We start from the raw sequence: 18,809 nt of genomic DNA, 5'->3' as shown, positions 1-18,809 counted from the left end.
GAAACGGCAATGAACGCCGGCTCAGGATCACTAAAAATCTGGAGTGAATGGGATGAACAAGACAATCCGCGACCTCGTGACCAAGTTCGGTAAGCTTCCTGTTCCGGTTGATCAGATTGCCGATGATGCGGATCTCTACGCTGCGGGTCTGACGTCCTTCGCCTCTGTGCAGCTCATGCTCGGCATCGAAGAGGCGTTCGACATCGAATTCCCCGACAATCTCCTGAACCGCAAGTCCTTCGCGAGCATCTCGGCAATCGCCAAGACTGTCGATCTCATCCGGGATAGCCGAAAGGTCGCCTGATGAACTTCCCGGTCAAGATCACGGAAGACAGCCTTGTCGCAAGGGCTGCCCGCGTCGCCGAAATTGCGGCAAAACATGCGGATGCCGTCGATTTCGAAGGCCGGTTCCCGCAGGAAGCCGTGGACGCGATGAAGGCCGAGCGCCTGCTCGGCATCCAGATTCCCCGTCACCTTGGTGGCGAGGCTGCTTCCACCACCGATATTGCCGAATTGTGCTCGATGCTCGGCCAGGCCTGCGCGGCAAGCGCGATGGTCTTTGCTATGCATCAGATCAAGCTTTCGAGCCTCGTCGAGCATGGCGCCGACAGCGAATGGCATAGTGCCTTCATGCGTCGGATCGTCGCCGAACAACTCCTGATCGCCTCCGCCACCACCGAGGGCGGCATAGGCGGCAACCTGCGCAACAGCATTTGCGCGATTGAAATCGATGGCGATACCTGCCGGCTGGAAAAGGACGCGACCGTCATTTCCTACGGCTCGCATGCCGATGCCATCCTCATTACCTCGCGCAGCCATCCGCAGGCCGCCTCTTCCGACCAGGTATTGACCGCTTTCCTCAGGGATCAGTACACGCTCGAAAAGACGCATGCCTGGAACACGCTTGGCATGCGCGGCACCTGCTCCGACGGTTTTCTCTTCAAGGGCGAAGCGCCGGCCGTACAGATCCTGCCGAAGCCTTTCGCTGAAATCGCTGCACAATCGATGCTCGCGTCCTCGCATCTGCTCTGGAGCGGTGTCTGGTATGGCATCGCGGTCGATGCCGTTTCCCGTGCGCAGGCATTCGTGCGCGCTGCCGCTCGCAAATCTCCCGATGCCACACCGCCCGGAGCACTTCGCCTCGCAGAGGTTTCCAACCTCCTGCAGATGGTGAAATCGAACGTCGTTGCAGGCCTCAAGGCCTATGAAGGTGCGAAGGCTGATGGCGACAAGCTCTCCTCGATGGGCTTTGCGGTGGCGATGAACAACGTGAAGATCGCCTCCTCGGAGACGATCCTGGAAATCGTCAATCATGCCATGCTGATCTGCGGCATCATGGGCTACAAGAACGGTACGCCCTTCAGCCTCGGTCGCCATCTGCGCGATGCCCATTCCGCGCAGCTCATGATCTCGAACGACCGCATCCTCGGCAATACGTCGAGCATGCTCCTCGTCCATAAGCAGGACACTAGCCTACTGGGGTAAAGTCATGGATATGCAGACATCGTTTCTGGACCGGCTCTTCGAGTCCGGCCTGCTGATCGATACGGGTGTTGACGGCCTTTATGGTCGCAGCGGCCAGTTCGAAGACGTGATCGCCGCCTTCGAACGGCTGATCGACAAATTCGGCGGCGCCGACGGCGCCGAGGCGATGCGTTTCCCGCCCGGCATGAACCGCGCGCTCTTCGAAAAGAGCGGCTACATGAAGAGCTTTCCGCAGCTTGCCGGCACGGTGCACAGCTTCTGCGGCAGCGAGCTCGACCATATGAGCCTGCTGCAGTGTATGGAAGTCGGCGAGGACTGGACCAAAGGTCAGGAAGCAACCGATATCGTGCTGACGCCGGCGGCCTGCTATCCGCTCTATCCGACCGTTGCCAAGCGCGGCAACCTGCCGGCCAAGGGCGGCCTCTTCGATCTTCAATCCTATTGCTTCCGCCATGAGCCCTCCAAGGATCCGGCCCGCCAGCAGCTCTTCCGCATGCGCGAATATGTCTGCATGGGTACCGAGCAGCATGTTAGCGATTTCCGTCAGAGCTGGATGGATCGCGGTGTGGAAATGATGAAGCAGGTCGGCCTCGATGTGACCATCGACGTCGCCAACGATCCGTTCTTCGGCCGCGCCGGCAAGATGATGGTCAACAACCAGCGTGACCAGAACCTGAAGTTCGAACTGCTGATCCCGATCACGTCGGCAGCAAAACCGACGGCTTGCATGAGCTTCAACTACCATCAGGATTCCTTCGGCTTGAAATGGGGCCTGAATCTCGAAGATGGCAGCGTGGCCCATACGGCCTGCGTCGGTTTCGGCCTGGAGCGCATCGCGCTCGCGCTCTTTCATACTCACGGCCTTGATGTTGAAACATGGCCGGCAAACGTGCGGAAAGTGCTGTGGGGCTGAGCGATTCCATGACATCGGTCTTTGCGGGTATCGATCCTGATACCTACAAACAACATGCGCTGCATTCCGGCGAGCGCATGTGGCCAGAGACCAATTGTTATATCGACCTCTGGATCGAGGTGCTGTCGACCTTTGGCGTTGCGCCGGAGGCCATGCTGGGTTTCACGCTGACACAGGATTTCGAGGGCGACCAGTTCACCTTCTTCAAGGTGCCGTTGGAAGATCTCGAAGCGCTCTATGGCATCCGCGCCACCGAACTGGCGATCTATGATCGCATTGAGCGGCATGTCGAGGTGCAGATCGCCCGCGGGCGGCTTTGCCTCATCGAGATGGATTCCTTCTACATGCCGGATACGCGCGGCACTGCCTACCGGCAGGAGCACGGCAAGACCACGGTTGCGATCAACCGCTTGGATTTCGCGGGCAAGCGCGTCGACTATTTCCACAACGCCGGCTATTTCCGCGTTGAGGGCGAGGACTTCGAGGGGCTGTTCCAGTCCCATTTGGCGGATGAGGACGCGCCGTTCCTGCCCTATACGGAGTTTGCCAAATTCCCGAAGAGCCCTGTCGGCGAGGCGTATCTGCGCGAAGTTTCCCGCCGGCTGCTCGGCTTCCATTTCGGTCGCCGTCCAAGTGCCAATCCGATCCGTGCCTTTGCGGAAGTCTTCCCGCTTCAGGTCGAAGCGGTGGCCGACAGGCCTTTTGGCTTCTTCCATAAATATGCGTTCAACACGCTGCGGCAGGTCGGGGCGAACTTCGAACTCGCGGCCGATCATCTGAGCTGGCTTTCGACCGGTGAATTTACCGCGGCGGTCGAAGAGGCGCGTCGGATCTCGGAAGTGGCGAAGTCGGTCCAGTTCCAGCTTGCCCGCGCTGTCACCCGCCGCAAGTTCGAGCCGTTGAAAGCAGCTCTTGATCCAGCTGCCGATGCATGGGATTCGATGATGGCATCGCTCGCAGGGCGAGCCTGAAGCCGGAGATCTGACCATGCGGGGGCGGTTGGCAAGTATCGGGGCTGAGGAAAGCCTGCTTTCCGAAGGCTGGAATCTGGTTCTGACGGAGCCTGACGCCTGCGCGACACCGCACGATATCCATCTTTCTGCGCAGTTCATTCCGGCGCCCGTTCCGGGCACGGTTGCTGGCGCGCTCGAACGAGCTGATCTTTTCGACCGGGAAAATCCACAGGCCCTGAACACCAAGGACGCCTGGTATCTGACCCGCCTCTTTGATGTGGAGCCGGGTGAGGCGATCCTACGCTTTCGGGGGCTGGCGACGATCTGCCATGTCTTCCTGAACGGCCAGGAAATCCTGTTTTCCGAGAGCATGTTCACCGCGCATGAGATTCCGGTGACCTTGACGGGCGGCGACGAATTGGCGCTCTGTTTCCGGGCGCTCGGGCCGCACCTTACCGAACCGGGACCACGTGCCCGCTGGCGACCGCAGATGATCACGCCACAGGGCCTCAAGAATGTCCGCGCGACTCTGCTCGGACATATGCCCGGCTGGTGCCCGGAAATTCATGCAATTGGGCCATGGCGTTCGATCTCGCTGGTGCGGCGAGGTGTGGCCTCGATCGACAATGTCTCGGTCCGCGCCGCGCTGGATGAAAACGGCGCGGGACGGCTCAGTGTCTCACTCCATACTGATGGCGAAGAGCCGGTCATGGCGCTGCGTTGCGCTGGCGTCGAACAGGGATTTGAGAAGATCGGCGAGCGACATTATTCGGCAATTCTCAAACTGCCGGATATCGAGGCGTGGTGGCCGCATACGCATGGTACGCCGCATCTGTATGACGTGACGTTGATTCTCGATGGCGAAGAGCACTCTATCGGCAAGACCGGTTTCCGGCGGATCGAGGCCGACCACGGCGCTGATGGCAATGATTTCGCACTTGTCGTCAACGGTGAGCGGATCTTCTGCCGCGGGGCCGTCTGGACGACGGCCGATATCGTGCGCCTGCCGGGCGAGCGGGCGGATTATGAGCCTTTTCTGCGATTGGCTGCCGAGGCCGGCATGAACATGATCCGCATCGGCGGGACCATGGCTTATGAGACACCCGAATTCTTCGAACTTTGCGATGAACTGGGACTGATGGTCTGGCAGGACTTTATGTTCGCGAATTTCGATTATCCGAAGAACGACAAGGCCTTTGTCGGCCATGTACATGCTGAGATCGAAGAGTTCCTGCATGGCGTGCAACTTTCGCCTTCGCTAACCGTGCTTTGCGGCGGTAGCGAAATTCACCAGCAGGCGGCGATGTTCGGCCTGCCGGCAGATTTCTGGAGCGGGCCCATCACGGACGAGATCATCCCGGCGATCTGCCAGCGCATGCGTCCCGATGTGCCCTATGTGCCGAACTCCCCCTATGGCGGCGCCATGCCTTTTTCACCCAATGCCGGTGTTACACATTACTACGGCGTCGGCGCCTATATGCGGCCTCTTGATGATGCGCGTCGTGCCGAATTGCGCTTTGCGGCTGAGAGCCTCGCCTTTGCGCATGTGCCGCAGCAGCGGACATTGCAGCGGCATCTCGACGTCCCGTCAGTTCACAATCCGCTCTGGAAAGAGCGCGTGCCGCGCGATCGCGGCGCTTCCTGGGATTTCGAGGACGTCAGAGACTTCTATCTAGGGCTTCTTTACGATCTCGATCCGGCCAAGCTCCGCCGCGAAGACCCCGAACGTTATCTCGACCTCTCGCGTGCCGTGACCGGCGAGGTTCTAGAAGAGACATTTGCCGAGTGGCGTCGCAAGGGATCCTCCTGCAACGGCGCGCTCGTCTGGACCCTGCAAGATCTTTTGCCGGGTGCCGGTTGGGGTGTCATCGATTCTACCGGTGAACCAAAGCCGGTTTGGCACGCGATGCGACGCGCCTTCCGGCCGGTTCAGGCAGTCTTTACCGATGAAGGCACGAACGGTCTCTATGTCCATATCATCAACGAAACGGACAAGGTCATTGCACTGGAACTCGACGTCGCCTGCCTGCGCGATGGGCGCCAGCAGGTGGCAAGCGGCAGCAAGGCTTTCAATCTCGGACCGAGGAGTGTGGAGCGCATTGCTTGCACCGATCTCTTTGGTGGCTTCTTCGATGCGACTTATGCGTTCCGTTTCGGCGCGCCGTCGCATGACGTGAGCGTCGCATGGCTGCGATCGGCCATGGATGGTGCATTGCTGGCGCAGGCTTTCCACTTTCCGCGCGGGCGGGCGAAGGCCTTCCACGATGCGACGATCGAGGCATCTTTCATTCGCGAGGGCGACGATTGGTTCATGACGCTTGTGTCCGACAAGCTCGCCCAGTCTGTGCATATCGATGTCGAAGGCTATCGCGCAGAAGAGGACTGGTTCCATCTGGCGCCAGGTCCCGCCAAGCGGGTGAAGTTGATCGCGGCTTCGAGCACGGACGCCGATGCGTTGCCCACGGGCGTAATCAGAAGCGTCGGCAGCTCGCGGCGCTTCTCGTTATGAGGACTAGAGAGCGGCGATGACGATACGAGTGCAGGCAGAAGAAGCGTTGCGAGGCGTCTATCGGAGTGTGCGCGGGCATCTGCTGCAGCGTCTCATCGTCAAATCACGGCATGCCTTCAATCCTGGCAGGCCGGTCGAAGTCGTCGGCTATCTATCGATGGTGGCGGGTGTAGGAGAATCCGCTCGGCTTTGTGCCGTTGCACTTTCCAAGGCAGGCCGGCAGATCATGCTTGCCGATGTCAGCACGCATCCTGACGAGGGCAAGCTAGTGGAATGGGCGCCGGCGCTCGCTTCCGACGGTCAGCCGGGAAGCCGGATATGGCACCTCAATCCGCCGATGCTGCCGCGCGCGATCCTGAAGATGGGTCTCGGCAATTTTGCCCGCGCCTTCAATATCGGCTACTGGGCTTGGGAGCTCGAAGTGGTGCCCGCCGAATGGCGCAATGCCATGCACTATATGAACGCCATCCTCGTACCCTCGGAATTCACTCGGCGGGCGATCGCGCCGCTTACCTCGGCTCCCGTCATCGTCGTGCCGCATCCGGTGTCCGAGCGGCCGGCGGCCGAGGGTATCCGGCAGAAATTCGGGATTGCCGAGGAAGCCTTCCTAGTGTCTTTCATCTTCAGCGGCGGCTCGTCGATCAACCGCAAGAATCCGCAGGCGGCTATCGAAGCCTTCAGGCAGTTCAGTGCCGAATGCCCCGATGCCTTCCTGCTGATGAAGGCGAGCGGCAGCCCGGCTCGCGATGAAGCGCTTCGCAGGCTCATGCAATCCGTCGAAGGCGATCGGAATATCAGGGTCATTACCGACAATCTGGCGAGCTCTGAGATCAACGGCATTATCAAAGAGTCCAACGTCTATCTTTCGCTGCACCGTTCGGAAGGGTTCGGCCTGACAGTCGCGGAAGCGATCATGCATCGCACGCCTGTTGTCTCCACCGCATGGTCGGGCACGGCTGATTTCTGCGACCCTGACAATACCTGGCTGGTCGAGCCCTTGCTCATCCCCGTGGTCGATGACCATCCAGAATTTGCCGATCTCAAGGATGCCGTCTGGGCCGATCCTTCGCCCGTGGCAGCCGCAGCGCTTCTTAAGGGCATCTATTCCGATCGCGAGGCCGCAAAGCGGAAAGCGGAAGGGGCTCGTGACTATCTGCTGCGCCATCTCGCAGAGCACAGCTATGACAAGGCGCTTTTGCGCCTCTCCGCGATGCAGGCGAGCTGAGCCGAGAGTGCCAGCCCCTTATTTTAACGGTTTCACTTTAGAGATGGCTTGTTCTCGGCCGCGGCGCGGCTTCTGGCGGATGGACGGATGTCGAAGGGCATAATTGCAAATTCAGTGATGAATGCAGCGGCGGGCATGCTGCTTCTGGTGACGGGGTTCGTGTCCTCGATCATAACCGCACGCCTGCTCGGGCCAGAGGCCAACGGTATCGTTGCCTTCTCGTTATGGCTCGTCGTCACCGGCGCCTCGATTGCCGAACTTGGCTCCAGTATCACCCTTTTGAAGACGCTCCCGCAGCTTTCGGCACAGGGCTACAACCTCGAACGGCGCAGGGGATTTGCCTCGATCCTTGTCACCTTCATGGTCTGTTCCACGCTGGTGCTGCTCGGGCTCTACGCAATGTTCTTCCTGACTTCGGAGGAGATGCACTGGGCGGACACCGCGCCATCGGTGGCGCTCGTGACTGGCATTCTCTTTTTCATTCAGGCGATCGGCTCCTTCGTCAAATTCTACCTCATCGGCGAAAAGCGGCTCGACACATTCTTTCGGTTGACGTTGATTGTGTCGATCTTCCAGCTTGCGGGCGTGGCGATCGGCGCCGTCTTCTACGGGGTGGAAGGTGTGCTTGTCGGCTATGCGCTCGGACAGCTCGTACTTTTCGTTGCAACCTTGCCAATTCTTTTTGCTCGGCGTGATCGCTGCGGCGTCTCGCTCAAATACCTGGCCTCTTCTTCCGTGATCCTGTCGATGCAGTTCATCATCGATTCGATCTTTCTCAACCGTATCGAACTGTTGTTCCTGCAGCAGTTCTGGTCGGTGGAAATGGTCGGCTTTTATGCGGCGGGCCTGTCGATCGCCAATATCGCGCTGCAGCTCCCGATCCAGATGAGCGGCAGCCTGCTGCCCTATTATTCGGAGCGGCGGCATACCAGCGCCGACTCGAAATTTCCGGTTGAAGCCTTCACCGCTGTTATCCGCAGCATGGCCTATATCGTGTTGCCCATGAGCCTCGGGCTGGCTGCGATCTCCAGCGAATTGGTGCATGTGGTCTTTGGCGAGGCCTTCGACCGAAGCGGCGGGGTCGTTGCCCTGCTTGCACTCGTCGCCCCGGCCTACACCTTCATGCAGGTTCTCAGCCTATACCTGCTTTCCATCGAGAAAGCCAATGTAAGGTTGAAAATCAGTGTGATAGGTGGCCTCCTCATGGTAGTGGGTTGTTTACTCATCGTACCTAGTCTGGCCGCCGAAGGTGCCGCGCTTGTGCGCATAGCCGTATTTGTTGCGATGTCGGTAATGATGGTCAGACAAACCGGATTCGGAGCTCAACTTTCGGGCCTTTATCTCAGCCTTACAAAGATTACTGTTGCCGCAGTGTTCTGCGCTTGCGGCGCGATTGTCGTGCTCGACCTTATTCACGGGCCGATTGGCCTTGTCCTCGCAATTATCGCAGGCACATTCACCTATTTTGCAGCGCTGAAGGTCTTTCGAGCCGTTCCGGCGGAGGATATTCAGGTGCTGCGTTCGATCCTTGATAAGATGCCTTCCCTGCTGCAGGGTTCCGCAAGACGCGCGGTCAATTTCATCGCCGCGCCTGCGCCCGAAGGAGACGTGAAAAAGCTTGAGAACGAGGAATTCTCGCGTGAGCCGGCAGAAGGCGCCGGCCGTGCTGCTGCTCTTCCTCTCGCCTTCGACGATGCGATCGGCCTCTTCATGCCGGAAAAGCCTGATGTCGCGAAACGCTCGGCTGCAGTTCTCTTCGTCAGCCCCTGGGGCTTTGAGGAAATGTGCACGCGAAAATTCTATCGTGTCGCGGCGGAGCATTTTTCCGACATTGGCGTCCCGAGCCTGCGTTTTGACTATACCGGCACGGGCGACGCCCTGGATTTCGGAGACCGGGCACCGAGCCTGGAAATCTGGAAGAACTCCATTCGCGCGGCAGCTGCAAAGCTGAAGGCTCTCAGCGGTTGCTCGCAAATCATCCTCATCGGCCAGGGTCTCGGCGGCACGCTTGCTCATCTGACCGGCCACACGATCGAGGGCGTCGACAGTGTCGTCTTGCTCGCACCGGTCTTGAGTGGCAGGGCGCATCTTCGCGAGATCAATATGTGGTCGCGGATCATCCATGCCGATTTGGGCCTCGGCGAGGAGCATGTGCCAAATGCGCAGGTGCAGATTGCCGGCCTGACCCTGCCGGATGAGATCGCTGCAGAGATCGGCAAACTCAAGATCAGTTCGCCACAGGACCTGGCGGCGCCAAACTACCTCATTCTCGAACGGCCGGTTCGCGTCGACGATACGGCCTTTGCTGACGAATTGAAGGCACTCGGCGGCAATGTCGAGCAGCGTGTTTTCGAAGGTTATGACGAGCTGGTCACCAATCCGCTTTTCGCCAGGACGCCGATGGCGGTCGTGAAGCTACTGACCGAATGGCTCGTCGAAACGACGACACTTGCAGCATCTGCCGATCACTCACCGCAATCGATCGAAAATCAGCTGCTCGTGGGTGACGGATTCGAGGAAATCCCGGTTCGCTTCGGCGCCTTCCAGCATCTCATCGGCGTCATTAGCCGGCCGCAGGGTGAGATCAAGGGGAATGCCGTTCTCTTCATGTCGACCGCCTATGATCGGCATGCCGGTTGGGGTCGTACGACTGTTGACATGGCGCGCGAGTTGGCGCGTCAGGGCGTTGTTTCGCTGCGTTTCGATTCCGCCAATGTCGGTGACAGCGTTCCGCGGCCGGATGCACCGGAGCAGGTTCTCTATTCCGCGACGCAGACCGAAGATGCGCTTGCCTCGCTCGATCTCCTGGAAGAATTCGCCGCCGGTCCGATCATGGTCGCGGGGCGCTGCAGCGGCGGTTATGTGGCGCTGCGCGCAGGTATCGAGGATGAGCGGCTAAAGGCGATCGTTTCCATCAATCCTTTCGTCTACTACTGGGATCCGGAGAAGCCGGTGCGGCGCGAGCATGTCGTCTCCGTTCCGCGCAGCGTCGATGATTATGGTCAGCGGATGATGCGGCTCGACACGGTCAAGCGGCTGTTCCGCGGCGAGGTCGACGTCTTCGCGGCGCTGCAGAACATCTTCATCGCGGTCGGCCGCCGGCTTTCGCCGCGCATCGCGCCGCTCGTCGAACTCCTCCCAGGTCGCCGCCATATTGCGCGGCAGGTGCGCCGCTCTTTCGCCGCGCTCGGCAAGCGGAAAGTGCCGCTGACGCTGATCTATAGCGAAGGCGATGTCGGTCTCGACCACATGTATTTCCACTTTGGTCCGCGCGGGCACAAGTTTGCACGGCACCCGAACGTGCGGTTGGTGATGCTGCAGGATGCCGATCACAATCTGACACCGCCGGAATCGCGCAAGCTGGTGCTGGACGAAATCGTCCGGCTGGCGAAGGCTTGAGAACTTCCTGATCTTCCAGAGCAACTCCAGCCAAAGCGTATAGTGTCTCTACGGCTGGAGTGGTGTAAAAACAAATGGATGGAGCATTTCCGTTGTTCGAGGAAGAACGGAAATGCTTTAAGCGCTGATGCCGATGGACCGGTAGAGGTCGATATAGCGCTCTGCGACGGTATCCCAGGAATAGGCGTCGGCGGCCTCCATGAGGTTCTTGCGCAGCGCGGCTCCCTCAGTGGCGGTTTTTCGGAAGGCTTCTTCGATCGCATCCGCGGCGGCTTCCGGCTTTGTGAAGTCGGTGAGGATGATCGCCTTATGCCGTGCAGCCAGCGAACGATAGGCTTCGTTGGAATTCAGGACCGGCTGCAGGCCGGCACTCATTGCTTCCAGCGCGACGAGGCCGAAGCCCTCATATTCCGAAGCGGAAGCGAAGAGAGATGCCTTGGCGATGATATCGCGGATCGTCTGGTTATCCGGCGAGATCGTGAGTGTGACTGATTTCTCCAGCGCTCTTGCAGCGATCTCCCGCCGGAGATCGGCTCCATTGAGATCAGACTCGGCACCGATAATGTCGAGGTGCCATTCCGGATTGCGTCTGTTTAGTGCGACCCCGGCATCCAGCAGGTGATCGAGCCGCTTGTTTACCGAAAAACGGCCGATCGTGACGATACGCCGCTTAGGCGTGCGCGAAGCGATATCGGCAAATTTGCCGATATCGGCGCCGTTTTCGATGGTGATGCCGTCCGGAGCGATCCGTATAAACTGGCTGAGATCGGAAGCGCTGCAGCATACGACCTGTCGATAAGCCATTGCCGACAGCCGTGTCAGCGTACTGAACCAGATCTTCTTGATGATCAGGAATTTCTTGGTGTGGAAGAAGCCGCCATGCGTCGTGACCACCATGGGCTTGCGGTGCAGGAAGCTGCCCCAGGCGAGCGCATCGTAGAAAAAGTCGATGGCATGGACGTGGATGAGGTCGGCATCGCCGATATGGCGAAAGACCTGTGGCGCGACCGGATAGCGGCTGGTGCCGGACCAGGGGATCCGGACGACCTCGATACTGTCGATGGTTTCGTGTGCTGGAAGCTTGTTTTGTGGAGCTGTGAAGAGCGAATCGAGCGTGACAACGCGAACCCGATATCCTCGTTTCAACGTCTGGCGAGCCAGATTGGCGACCACATCCTCCAGCCCGCCGCGGTTCGGCAGGAACTGCCGGACGACGTGCACGATAATGGGTGCGGCTTGCGGTTGCGCCTTGTTCTCAAAGGTCTCTATTGTGGAGACGGACATTTCCCACCTGTTTTTTGTGGGTATTATCAGCCATGTCCGTACTTAAGGGGTGGTTTATGAAGGCGCGCCGCTGCAGCCTTTATTAGCAAGAGGGTTAATCGCTTCAGAACGCCTTGAAGGTCAAGGTCGTCAGCGAACGGACGATGCCGGGGATATTGGCGATGTTGTCGTTGATGAATTTGCCGATATCCTGGCCTTCCTCGATATAGACCTTGAGCAGCAGATCGTAATTGCCTGACGTCGAGTAGAGCTCCGAGACCAGTTCGGTCTTGTAGATGGCGTCGGCGACTTCATAGGTTTTGCCGGGGGCGCATTGGAGCTGGACGAAGATCGGCTTCATGGGAATTTCCTGCATCGAATTCTGATGGCGCGCATAATGCTCGAAACCGCTGCTGCGATGCAAGCCTTCCTTATGTTTCAGAAGCCGACCCCGCTTCGGAGATGATCCAGTCGCGGAAGGCGGCAAGCGGGGCATAGTCGGCACGTTCCGGCGGAAAGGCGAGATAATAGCGCTCGCGGCTCTCCATCTCGCGATCGACGGCCGCGACAAGATCACCACGCTTCAACTCCTCCTGCATCAGGAAGGTCGGAAGCAGGGCGACGCCGAGGCCTGCGATTGCCGCCTGCGCCGCGGTGGCAAACTGGTCGAACAGCATGCCATGCACGCTTTCGAAGACGACACCGTTATCGGAAAACCAGCGCTCCCACGCGTCTGGGCGGGTTGTCAGATGCAGGAGCGGCACCGTCAGCAGATCTTCCGGCCGGGTGATCTCATTGCGCTTGAAGAAATCCGGACTGCAGGCAGGCAGAGTGCGCTCCGACATCAGGAAGGCGAGTTCGGCGCCCGGCCAGTGCGGATGGCCGAAATGGATGGCGGCATCAATCGAATCGAGGCGGAAATCGAAGGAGGATAGTCGGGTGACGAGATTGATCGTGACACCCGGGTTGTTTGAGAGGAAACGGCCAAGCCGCGGCGCCAGCCAGCGTGTGCCGAAAGTCGGCAGGATCGCGAGGTTCAACGTACCTCCGTGCGGATTGGCACGCAGGTTCAGGGAGGCGCTGGATATGCGCCGCAGCGCCTCGCGGATTTCGCGGGCGTAGGCGTCGCCGGCGAGGGTAAGACGTACAGTCTGGCGTTCGCGACGGAAGAGCTCGACGCCGAGCTGTTCCTCAAGCGCCTTGATCTGGCGGCTCACGGCGCTTTGCGTGAGGTCAAGTTCGCGGGCGGCGGAGGTTACGCTGCCTGTGCGAGCGACTGCCTCGAAGGCGGCCAGGTGAGCAGTCGAGGGCAGAAAGCGCCTTGGTGCAAGCATAATCATTCCATTTCAGAATGAGCTGTTTCCGAAACGTCGATATTCATCGCTTGAAGGCCCTTGTAAAGAAGTTCATCCTGCAAAATCGGAATGAACGCGGAGTTCTTCATGCCCGGCGCTTTCGTCTCCACGGACCGTATCCGTTCGCTTTTCACCGAAGCCATGTCGCAAATGTACCGGACGGAGGTGCCGCAATACGGCACGCTGATCGAGCTTGTGGGTGAGGTCAACGCCGAAGTGCTCGCAAGAGACCAGGAACTCAGCGAGCGGCTTCGGCGTGCAGGCGAACTTGAACGCATTGATGTCGAGCGCCACGGTGCGATCCGTCTCGGAACGACCGAGGAACTCTTCACGATCCGCCGGCTCTTTGCCGTCATGGGCATGCAGCCCGTCGGTTACTATGATCTCTCCGTCGCCGGCGTTCCCGTGCACTCCACCTGCTTTCGGCCGGTGGATGAAGCGGCGTTGAACGTCAATCCGTTCCGCGTCTTCACCTCGCTCCTGCGGCTCGAATTGATCGAGGACGAGGGGTTGCGCGCCGAAGCCGCTGATATCCTTGCCAAGCGGCAGATCTACTCGCCGCACGCCATCGAACTTATCGAGCAGCATGAGAAGGCGGGTGGACTGACGGAAGCGGAAGCGGCGGAATTCGTCGCCGAGGCGTTGGAAACCTTCCGCTGGCATGGCGAGGCGACCGTCAGTGCCGAGACCTACAAGCGCCTGCATGATGCCCATCGGCTCATTGCCGATGTCGTCAGTTTCAAGGGGCCGCATATCAACCATCTGACGCCGCGCACGCTTGATATCGATGAAGTGCAGCGCCGCATGCCGGAACGCGGCATCACGCCCAAGGCCGTCATCGAAGGCCCGCCACGGCGCAATTGCGATATCCTGCTGAGACAGACGAGTTTCAAGGCCCTTGAAGAACCCATTGCCTTTGCTGATGTTGCCGGGATCACGTCAGGCACACATACAGCCCGATTCGGCGAGATCGAGCAGCGTGGTGTCGCGCTGACGGCAAAGGGCCGGGCGCTCTATGATCAGCTGCTTGCGTCGGTGCGCGGTGAAGTGCAGGTCGGAGCATCCGGCGCCAAGGCCGGCGATTACGATGCCGAACTCGCCGAGCGCTTCAGGGCGCTTCCGGACAGCTGGGACGAGATGCGGCGCGACGGACTCGCTTTCTTCCACTATTCGGCGACTCCTGCCGGCATCGCAGCAAGAGGGCAGCTTCCTTCCGATCCGGACGCTCTGATCGCCAAGGGCTATCTTCGCTTTGATCCTGTCATCTATGAGGATTTCCTCCCCGTGAGCGCGGCAGGTATCTTCCAGTCGAACCTCGGCACGGACCAGCAGCAGAATTATGCGACGCGCTCGAACCGAGCGGCATTCGAGAAAGCGCTCGGCGCTGATGTGCAGGACGAACTCGTGCTTTATGCCGATCGGCAGGCTGCCTCACTCGACATGGCTATGGAAGAACTCGGCCTCTCCGGCCTCAAGTTGAAGACGGTCGCCTGATATTTGACCGCTTCCGCGAGCGCGGAGGCGGCGCTAGAGTACCGATTTCGATCCTGACTGGACTATCCGATGCTCGATGATCCTCGCTCCCACGGCTTATGGGAAAAGACTGCTCCTCAGCCGCCCGTCACGTCTGCGCTGGCCGGCGCTATAGAGGCCGATGTGGTCATCGTTGGCGGTGGCTATACAGGCCTTTCCTCCAGCCTTCATCTGGCAGAGGCGGGATCGCGCGTTGTGCTGCTGGAAGCGAAGGAGATCGGCTTTGGTGGGGCGGGCCGCAATGTCGGGCTGATCAATGCCGGCATGTGGGTCATGCCCGATGACCTGCCTGGCGTGCTCGGCCCTGTCTACGGCGAGCGGCTGCTCGATCTGCTGGGCAATGCGCCGCGACTGGTGATGGAGCTGATCGAGAAGCACGGCATCGCCTGCGAACTCGAAAAGCAGGGTACGCTGCATTGTGCCGTTGGTGCCGATGGCTTGAAGGAAGTCGAGGATCGCTACAAGCAATGGTCGGCGCGCGGGGCGCCCGTCATGCTGCTTGACGCAGACGAGACCGCGAAACGCATCGGAACGAATGCCTATGCCGGATCACTGCTCGATATGCGCGCCGGCACACTGCAGCCGCTTGCCTATGCGCGTGGGCTTGCTCACGCCGCGCAGAAGGCGGGCGTCGAGCTCTACACGGCGAGCCCGGTTATCGCGACGGAACGGCAGGGTAGCCGCTGGGTGGTGAAAACCGCGCGCGGGCAGGTGACCGCGAGCTGGATCATTGTCGCAACTGACGCCTACAGTATCGGCCCCTGGGAACAGGTGCGCAACGAGCAGGTTTTTCTGCCCTATTTCAATTTTGCCACCGTGCCGCTCGGCCATAATCTCCGCCAATCGATCCTGCCCAATCGCGAGGGTGTCTGGGATACGAAGGAAATCCTTTCGTCCTTCCGGATGGATCAGGCCGGTCGCCTCGTTTTCGGCAGCGTCGGGGCACTGCGCAATACCGGCCTCTCCGTCCACAAGGCGTGGGCCAAACGGTCGCTGAAACGGCTTTTCCCTGAGATCGGTGACGTCGAATTCGAATGCGAGTGGTATGGCCAGATCGGCATGACCGATAATGCGCTGCCGCGCTTCCACAAATTCGCTCCCAATGTCATCGGCTTTTCCGGCTATAATGGCCGCGGAATTGCGCCCGGTACAGTGTTTGGCCGCACATTGGCGGAGCACATCCTCGGCCGCATGACTGAGGCAGAACTGCCTCTGCCGCTGACCGATCCTCGCGAGCCGAGCTTCCGCGCGCTCAAGGAACTATGGTACGAAGCCGGCGCTCAGGTGGCCCATTTTGCCGATGCCCGTTTCTGAGAACAACAAGACTGGAACCACGACAATGACCATCGCCGTCCTCGATCTCGCTACCGAAACCGCCAAACTGCTCGCCGATCTCGGCGTAGATGCCAAAAGCTATACCGGCGGTACGCTTTCCGTCACCTCGCCGATCACAGGCAAAGAAATCGGCAAGCTGAAAGAGCATTCCGTTGGGGATGCCAAGGCCGCGATCGACGCGGCCCATAAAGCTTTCCTCGAATGGCGGGCCGTTCCGGCGCCGAAGCGCGGCGAATTGATCCGCCTGCTCGGCGAAGAGCTTCGCGCCTCCAAGGCGGCGCTTGGCCGGCTTGTCTCGATCGAAGTCGGCAAGATCACCTCCGAAGGCCTCGGTGAAGTGCAGGAGATGATCGATATCTGCGATTTCGCCGTCGGTCTCTCCCGTCAGCTCTACGGCCTGACGATCGCGACCGAACGTGCCGAACATCGCATGATGGAAAGCTGGCATCCGCTCGGCGCTGTCGGCATCATCTCGGCCTTCAACTTCCCTGTTGCCGTCTGGTCCTGGAATGCGGCTCTTGCCATCGTCTGCGGCAATTCCACAGTCTGGAAGCCCTCGGAAAAGACACCGCTGACGGCGCTCGCCGTGCAGGCGCTGTTCGAAAAAGCGCTGAAGCGGTTCGTGGCCGAAGGCGGCCAGGCACCGGCAAATCTCTCGACGCTTTTGATCGGCGGCCGCGAGATCGGCGAAGTGCTGGTCGATCATCCGAAGATCCCGCTCGTTTCGGCAACCGGCTCCACGGCCATGGGCCGTGCCGTCGGTCCGCGCCTATCGCAGCGTTTTGCCCGTGCGATCCTAGAACTCGGCGGCAACAATGCTGCGATCGTTTGCCCAACGGCCGATCTCGACCTGACACTTCGCGGGGTTGCTTTCGCGGCCATGGGTACGGCCGGCCAGCGCTGCACGACACTGCGCCGTCTCTTCGTGCATGAGAGCGTCTATGACCAACTCGTGCCGCGGCTGAAGAAAGCCTATGGCTCGGTGACGATCGGCAACCCGCTGGAGATCGGCACGCTGGTCGGTCCGCTAATCGATGGCCAAGCCTTTGACAAGATGCAGTCGGCGCTCGGGCAGGCAAAGGCTGCCGGCGGCGCTGTCGTCGGCGGTGAGCGCGTCGACAGCGGTTCGGCGGAAGCCTTCTACGTGCGCCCGGCACTCGTCGAAATGCCTGAGCAGACCGGTCCGGTCGAGCATGAAACCTTCGCGCCGATCCTCTATGTCATCAAGTATAGCGATTTCGACGCCGTTCTGGAGCTGCATAATGCCGTGCCGCAGGGTCTGTCGTCCTCGATCTTCACCAACAATATGCGCGAAGCCGAAACCTTCTTGTCCTCGCGCGGTTCCGATTGCGGCATCGCCAACGTCAATATCGGCCCGTCCGGTGCTGAAATCGGCGGTGCCTTCGGCGGCGAGAAGGAAACGGGCGGCGGTCGTGAATCGGGTTCGGACGCCTGGAAGGCTTACATGCGGCGCTCTACCAATACTGTCAATTATGGAAAGACCCTGCCGTTGGCGCAGGGCGTCAAGTTCGACGTCGAATAGGCTAACGCATTGGAATCTAATAGGCGACGCCTTACCAGCGTCGCTTTTTTTATGAGATTTGAATTTATTCCTCCGAAGATGAAAGATTGAGTCAAGATATTGTGAACTTATTTTTGATCGCGAAACTTGAAATATTCAGTCAACAAAAATATACGCCTGCCATCGCCCTTGGGGCTTGGGTGACATCATCATGGAGGCCATCTTGAAAATTGCTCTTAACCGTCTTTCCGGCGCGCTCGCGGTTGCCGCCTCGTTTCTCGCCGCCACCGCGCTGGCAAGCAGCGCCAATGCGCAGGCGTCCGAAGGTATCGTCGTCTACAATGCCCAGCACGAAAGCCTCGGCCGCGAATGGATCGACGCCTTTACCAAGGAGACCGGCATCAAGGTCACCATGCGTCAGGGCAGCGACATGCAGTTCGCCAATCAGATCATCCAGGAAGGTGATGCTTCGCCTGCCGACGTCTTCCTCACCGAAAATTCGCCGGCTATGACGCTGGTCGACGGTGCCGGCCTGTTCGCGCCGATCGAGAAGGATACGCTGGACCAAGTTCCGGAACAGTATCGCCCCGCCGACGGTATGTGGACCGGCATCGCCGCCCGGACGACAGTTTTTGCCTATGACAAGACGAAGCTGACGGAAGACAAGCTGCCGAAGTCGATGCTCGACCTTGCAGATCCGGCCTGGAAGGGCCGCTGGGGTGCGGCTCCTGCCGGCGCCGACTTCCAGGCCATCGTTGCCGCCCTCCTGCAATTGAAAGGCGAAGAGGCCACCAAGGCCTGGCTGAAGGGCCTTAAGAACAATGCCACCCCCTACAAGGGCAATAGCGTCGCCATGAAGGCCGTCAATGCCGGCGAAGTCGAAGGCGCGATCATCTATCACTATTACTGGTTCGGCGATCAGGCGAAGACCGGCGAGAACAGCAAGAATGTCGGCCTGCATTATTTCAAGAACCAGGATCCGGGCGCTTTCGTTTCTGTTTCGGGCGGCGGTATTCTGAAATCCACGCAGCACATGAAGGAAGCCCAGGCTTTCCTGAAGTACATCACCAGCAAGACCGGCCAGGCCGTTCTCAAGAACGGCGATTCCTATGAATATGCCATCGGCAAGGACGCTGCCTCCAACGACAAGCTCACTCCGCTGGCCGATCTCAATGCGCCGAAGGTTGAAGCTTCGACCCTCGACAGCAAGAAGGTTGTGGAACTGATGACGGCAGCCGGCCTCATCTAAGCCTGTCGCGCAAAACTGTGTCGCGGTTTGCGATAACGGCGAGCGTAAAACAAAGACTTAAAGCCTGG

At 59.7% G+C, this 18,809-nt stretch carries 14 protein-coding genes; 11 read left to right on the top strand and 3 right to left on the bottom strand.

Going from position 1 to position 18,809, the window contains the following annotated elements; genetic code table 11:
• Positions 1 to 52 precede the first annotated feature (52 nt).
• The 7 genes from EV281_RS21140 (at position 53) to EV281_RS21110 (ending at position 10,484) form a co-directional block, all read left to right on the top strand.
• Positions 53 to 304, top strand: a complete 252-nt coding sequence (locus tag EV281_RS21140) for an acyl carrier protein (protein ID WP_132655912.1) — start codon at positions 53 to 55, stop codon at positions 302 to 304.
• The gene (locus tag EV281_RS21135; protein WP_132655910.1) at positions 304 to 1,485 is read left to right on the top strand and encodes an acyl-CoA dehydrogenase family protein; all 1,182 of its coding nucleotides are present in this window, start codon (positions 304 to 306) and stop codon (positions 1,483 to 1,485) included. The genes EV281_RS21140 and EV281_RS21135 overlap by 1 nt, the downstream gene beginning before the upstream one ends.
• A gap of 4 nt (positions 1,486 to 1,489) precedes the next feature.
• Positions 1,490 to 2,398: an amino acid--[acyl-carrier-protein] ligase gene (locus EV281_RS21130; RefSeq protein WP_132655908.1), complete on the top strand. Its 909-nt coding sequence runs from the start codon at positions 1,490 to 1,492 to the stop codon at positions 2,396 to 2,398.
• Positions 2,389 to 3,369, top strand: coding sequence for a DUF1839 family protein (locus EV281_RS21125; protein ID WP_184327745.1), 981 nt, complete (start codon positions 2,389 to 2,391; stop codon positions 3,367 to 3,369). The genes EV281_RS21130 and EV281_RS21125 overlap by 10 nt, the downstream gene beginning before the upstream one ends.
• A gap of 16 nt (positions 3,370 to 3,385) precedes the next feature.
• On the top strand, positions 3,386 to 5,860 hold the full coding sequence (locus tag EV281_RS21120) for a glycoside hydrolase family 2 protein (RefSeq protein ID WP_132655906.1): 2,475 nt from the start codon (positions 3,386 to 3,388) through the stop codon (positions 5,858 to 5,860).
• Positions 5,861 to 5,906: 46 nt separating this feature from the next.
• Positions 5,907 to 7,085: a glycosyltransferase family 4 protein gene (locus EV281_RS21115; protein ID WP_132656295.1), complete on the top strand. Its 1,179-nt coding sequence runs from the start codon at positions 5,907 to 5,909 to the stop codon at positions 7,083 to 7,085.
• Positions 7,086 to 7,172: 87 nt separating this feature from the next.
• Positions 7,173 to 10,484, top strand: coding sequence for an alpha/beta fold hydrolase (locus EV281_RS21110; RefSeq protein WP_132655904.1), 3,312 nt, complete (start codon positions 7,173 to 7,175; stop codon positions 10,482 to 10,484).
• A 117-nt stretch (positions 10,485 to 10,601) separates the two neighbouring features.
• On the opposite strand, the gene EV281_RS21105 is transcribed toward EV281_RS21110, so the two are convergent.
• From EV281_RS21105 to EV281_RS21095, 3 genes are all read right to left on the bottom strand, one after another.
• Positions 10,602 to 11,768 (bottom strand): glycosyltransferase family 4 protein, encoded by a 1,167-nt coding sequence (locus EV281_RS21105; RefSeq protein WP_132655902.1) that lies wholly within the window; start codon positions 11,766 to 11,768, stop codon positions 10,602 to 10,604.
• A gap of 103 nt (positions 11,769 to 11,871) precedes the next feature.
• Positions 11,872 to 12,108 carry an Lrp/AsnC ligand binding domain-containing protein gene (locus EV281_RS21100; RefSeq protein WP_007825394.1) on the bottom strand — a complete coding sequence of 79 codons (237 nt, stop codon included), beginning with the start codon at positions 12,106 to 12,108 and terminating at the stop codon, positions 11,872 to 11,874.
• A gap of 70 nt (positions 12,109 to 12,178) precedes the next feature.
• On the bottom strand, positions 12,179 to 13,087 hold the full coding sequence (locus EV281_RS21095) for a LysR substrate-binding domain-containing protein (protein ID WP_132655900.1): 909 nt from the start codon (positions 13,085 to 13,087) through the stop codon (positions 12,179 to 12,181).
• 102 nt (positions 13,088 to 13,189) lie between these two features.
• Here EV281_RS21095 and EV281_RS21090 point away from each other — a divergent pair, with 102 nt between their 5' ends.
• The 4 genes from EV281_RS21090 to EV281_RS21075 all read left to right on the top strand — a co-directional run bounded on the left by EV281_RS21090 (position 13,190) and on the right by EV281_RS21075 (position 18,741).
• Positions 13,190 to 14,596 (top strand): VOC family protein, encoded by a 1,407-nt coding sequence (locus EV281_RS21090; RefSeq protein WP_132655898.1) that lies wholly within the window; start codon positions 13,190 to 13,192, stop codon positions 14,594 to 14,596.
• A 69-nt stretch (positions 14,597 to 14,665) separates the two neighbouring features.
• Complete coding sequence (locus EV281_RS21085) at positions 14,666 to 15,949, top strand: FAD-binding oxidoreductase (RefSeq protein ID WP_132655896.1); 1,284 nt, start codon at positions 14,666 to 14,668, stop codon at positions 15,947 to 15,949.
• A 25-nt stretch (positions 15,950 to 15,974) separates the two neighbouring features.
• On the top strand, positions 15,975 to 17,513 hold the full coding sequence (locus tag EV281_RS21080) for an aldehyde dehydrogenase family protein (RefSeq protein WP_132655894.1): 1,539 nt from the start codon (positions 15,975 to 15,977) through the stop codon (positions 17,511 to 17,513).
• A 202-nt stretch (positions 17,514 to 17,715) separates the two neighbouring features.
• A complete protein-coding gene (locus EV281_RS21075) occupies positions 17,716 to 18,741 on the top strand; it encodes an iron ABC transporter substrate-binding protein (RefSeq protein WP_132655892.1) in 1,026 nt (341 codons plus the stop codon).
• Positions 18,742 to 18,809 lie beyond the last annotated feature (68 nt).

Origin of the sequence: Rhizobium sp. BK418 (assembly GCF_004341105.1) — a bacterium.
GTDB lineage: Bacteria > Pseudomonadota > Alphaproteobacteria > Rhizobiales > Rhizobiaceae > Rhizobium.
The sequence above is the reverse complement of the archived record's forward strand: the minus strand, read 5'-3'. Positions and strand labels throughout refer to the sequence as shown.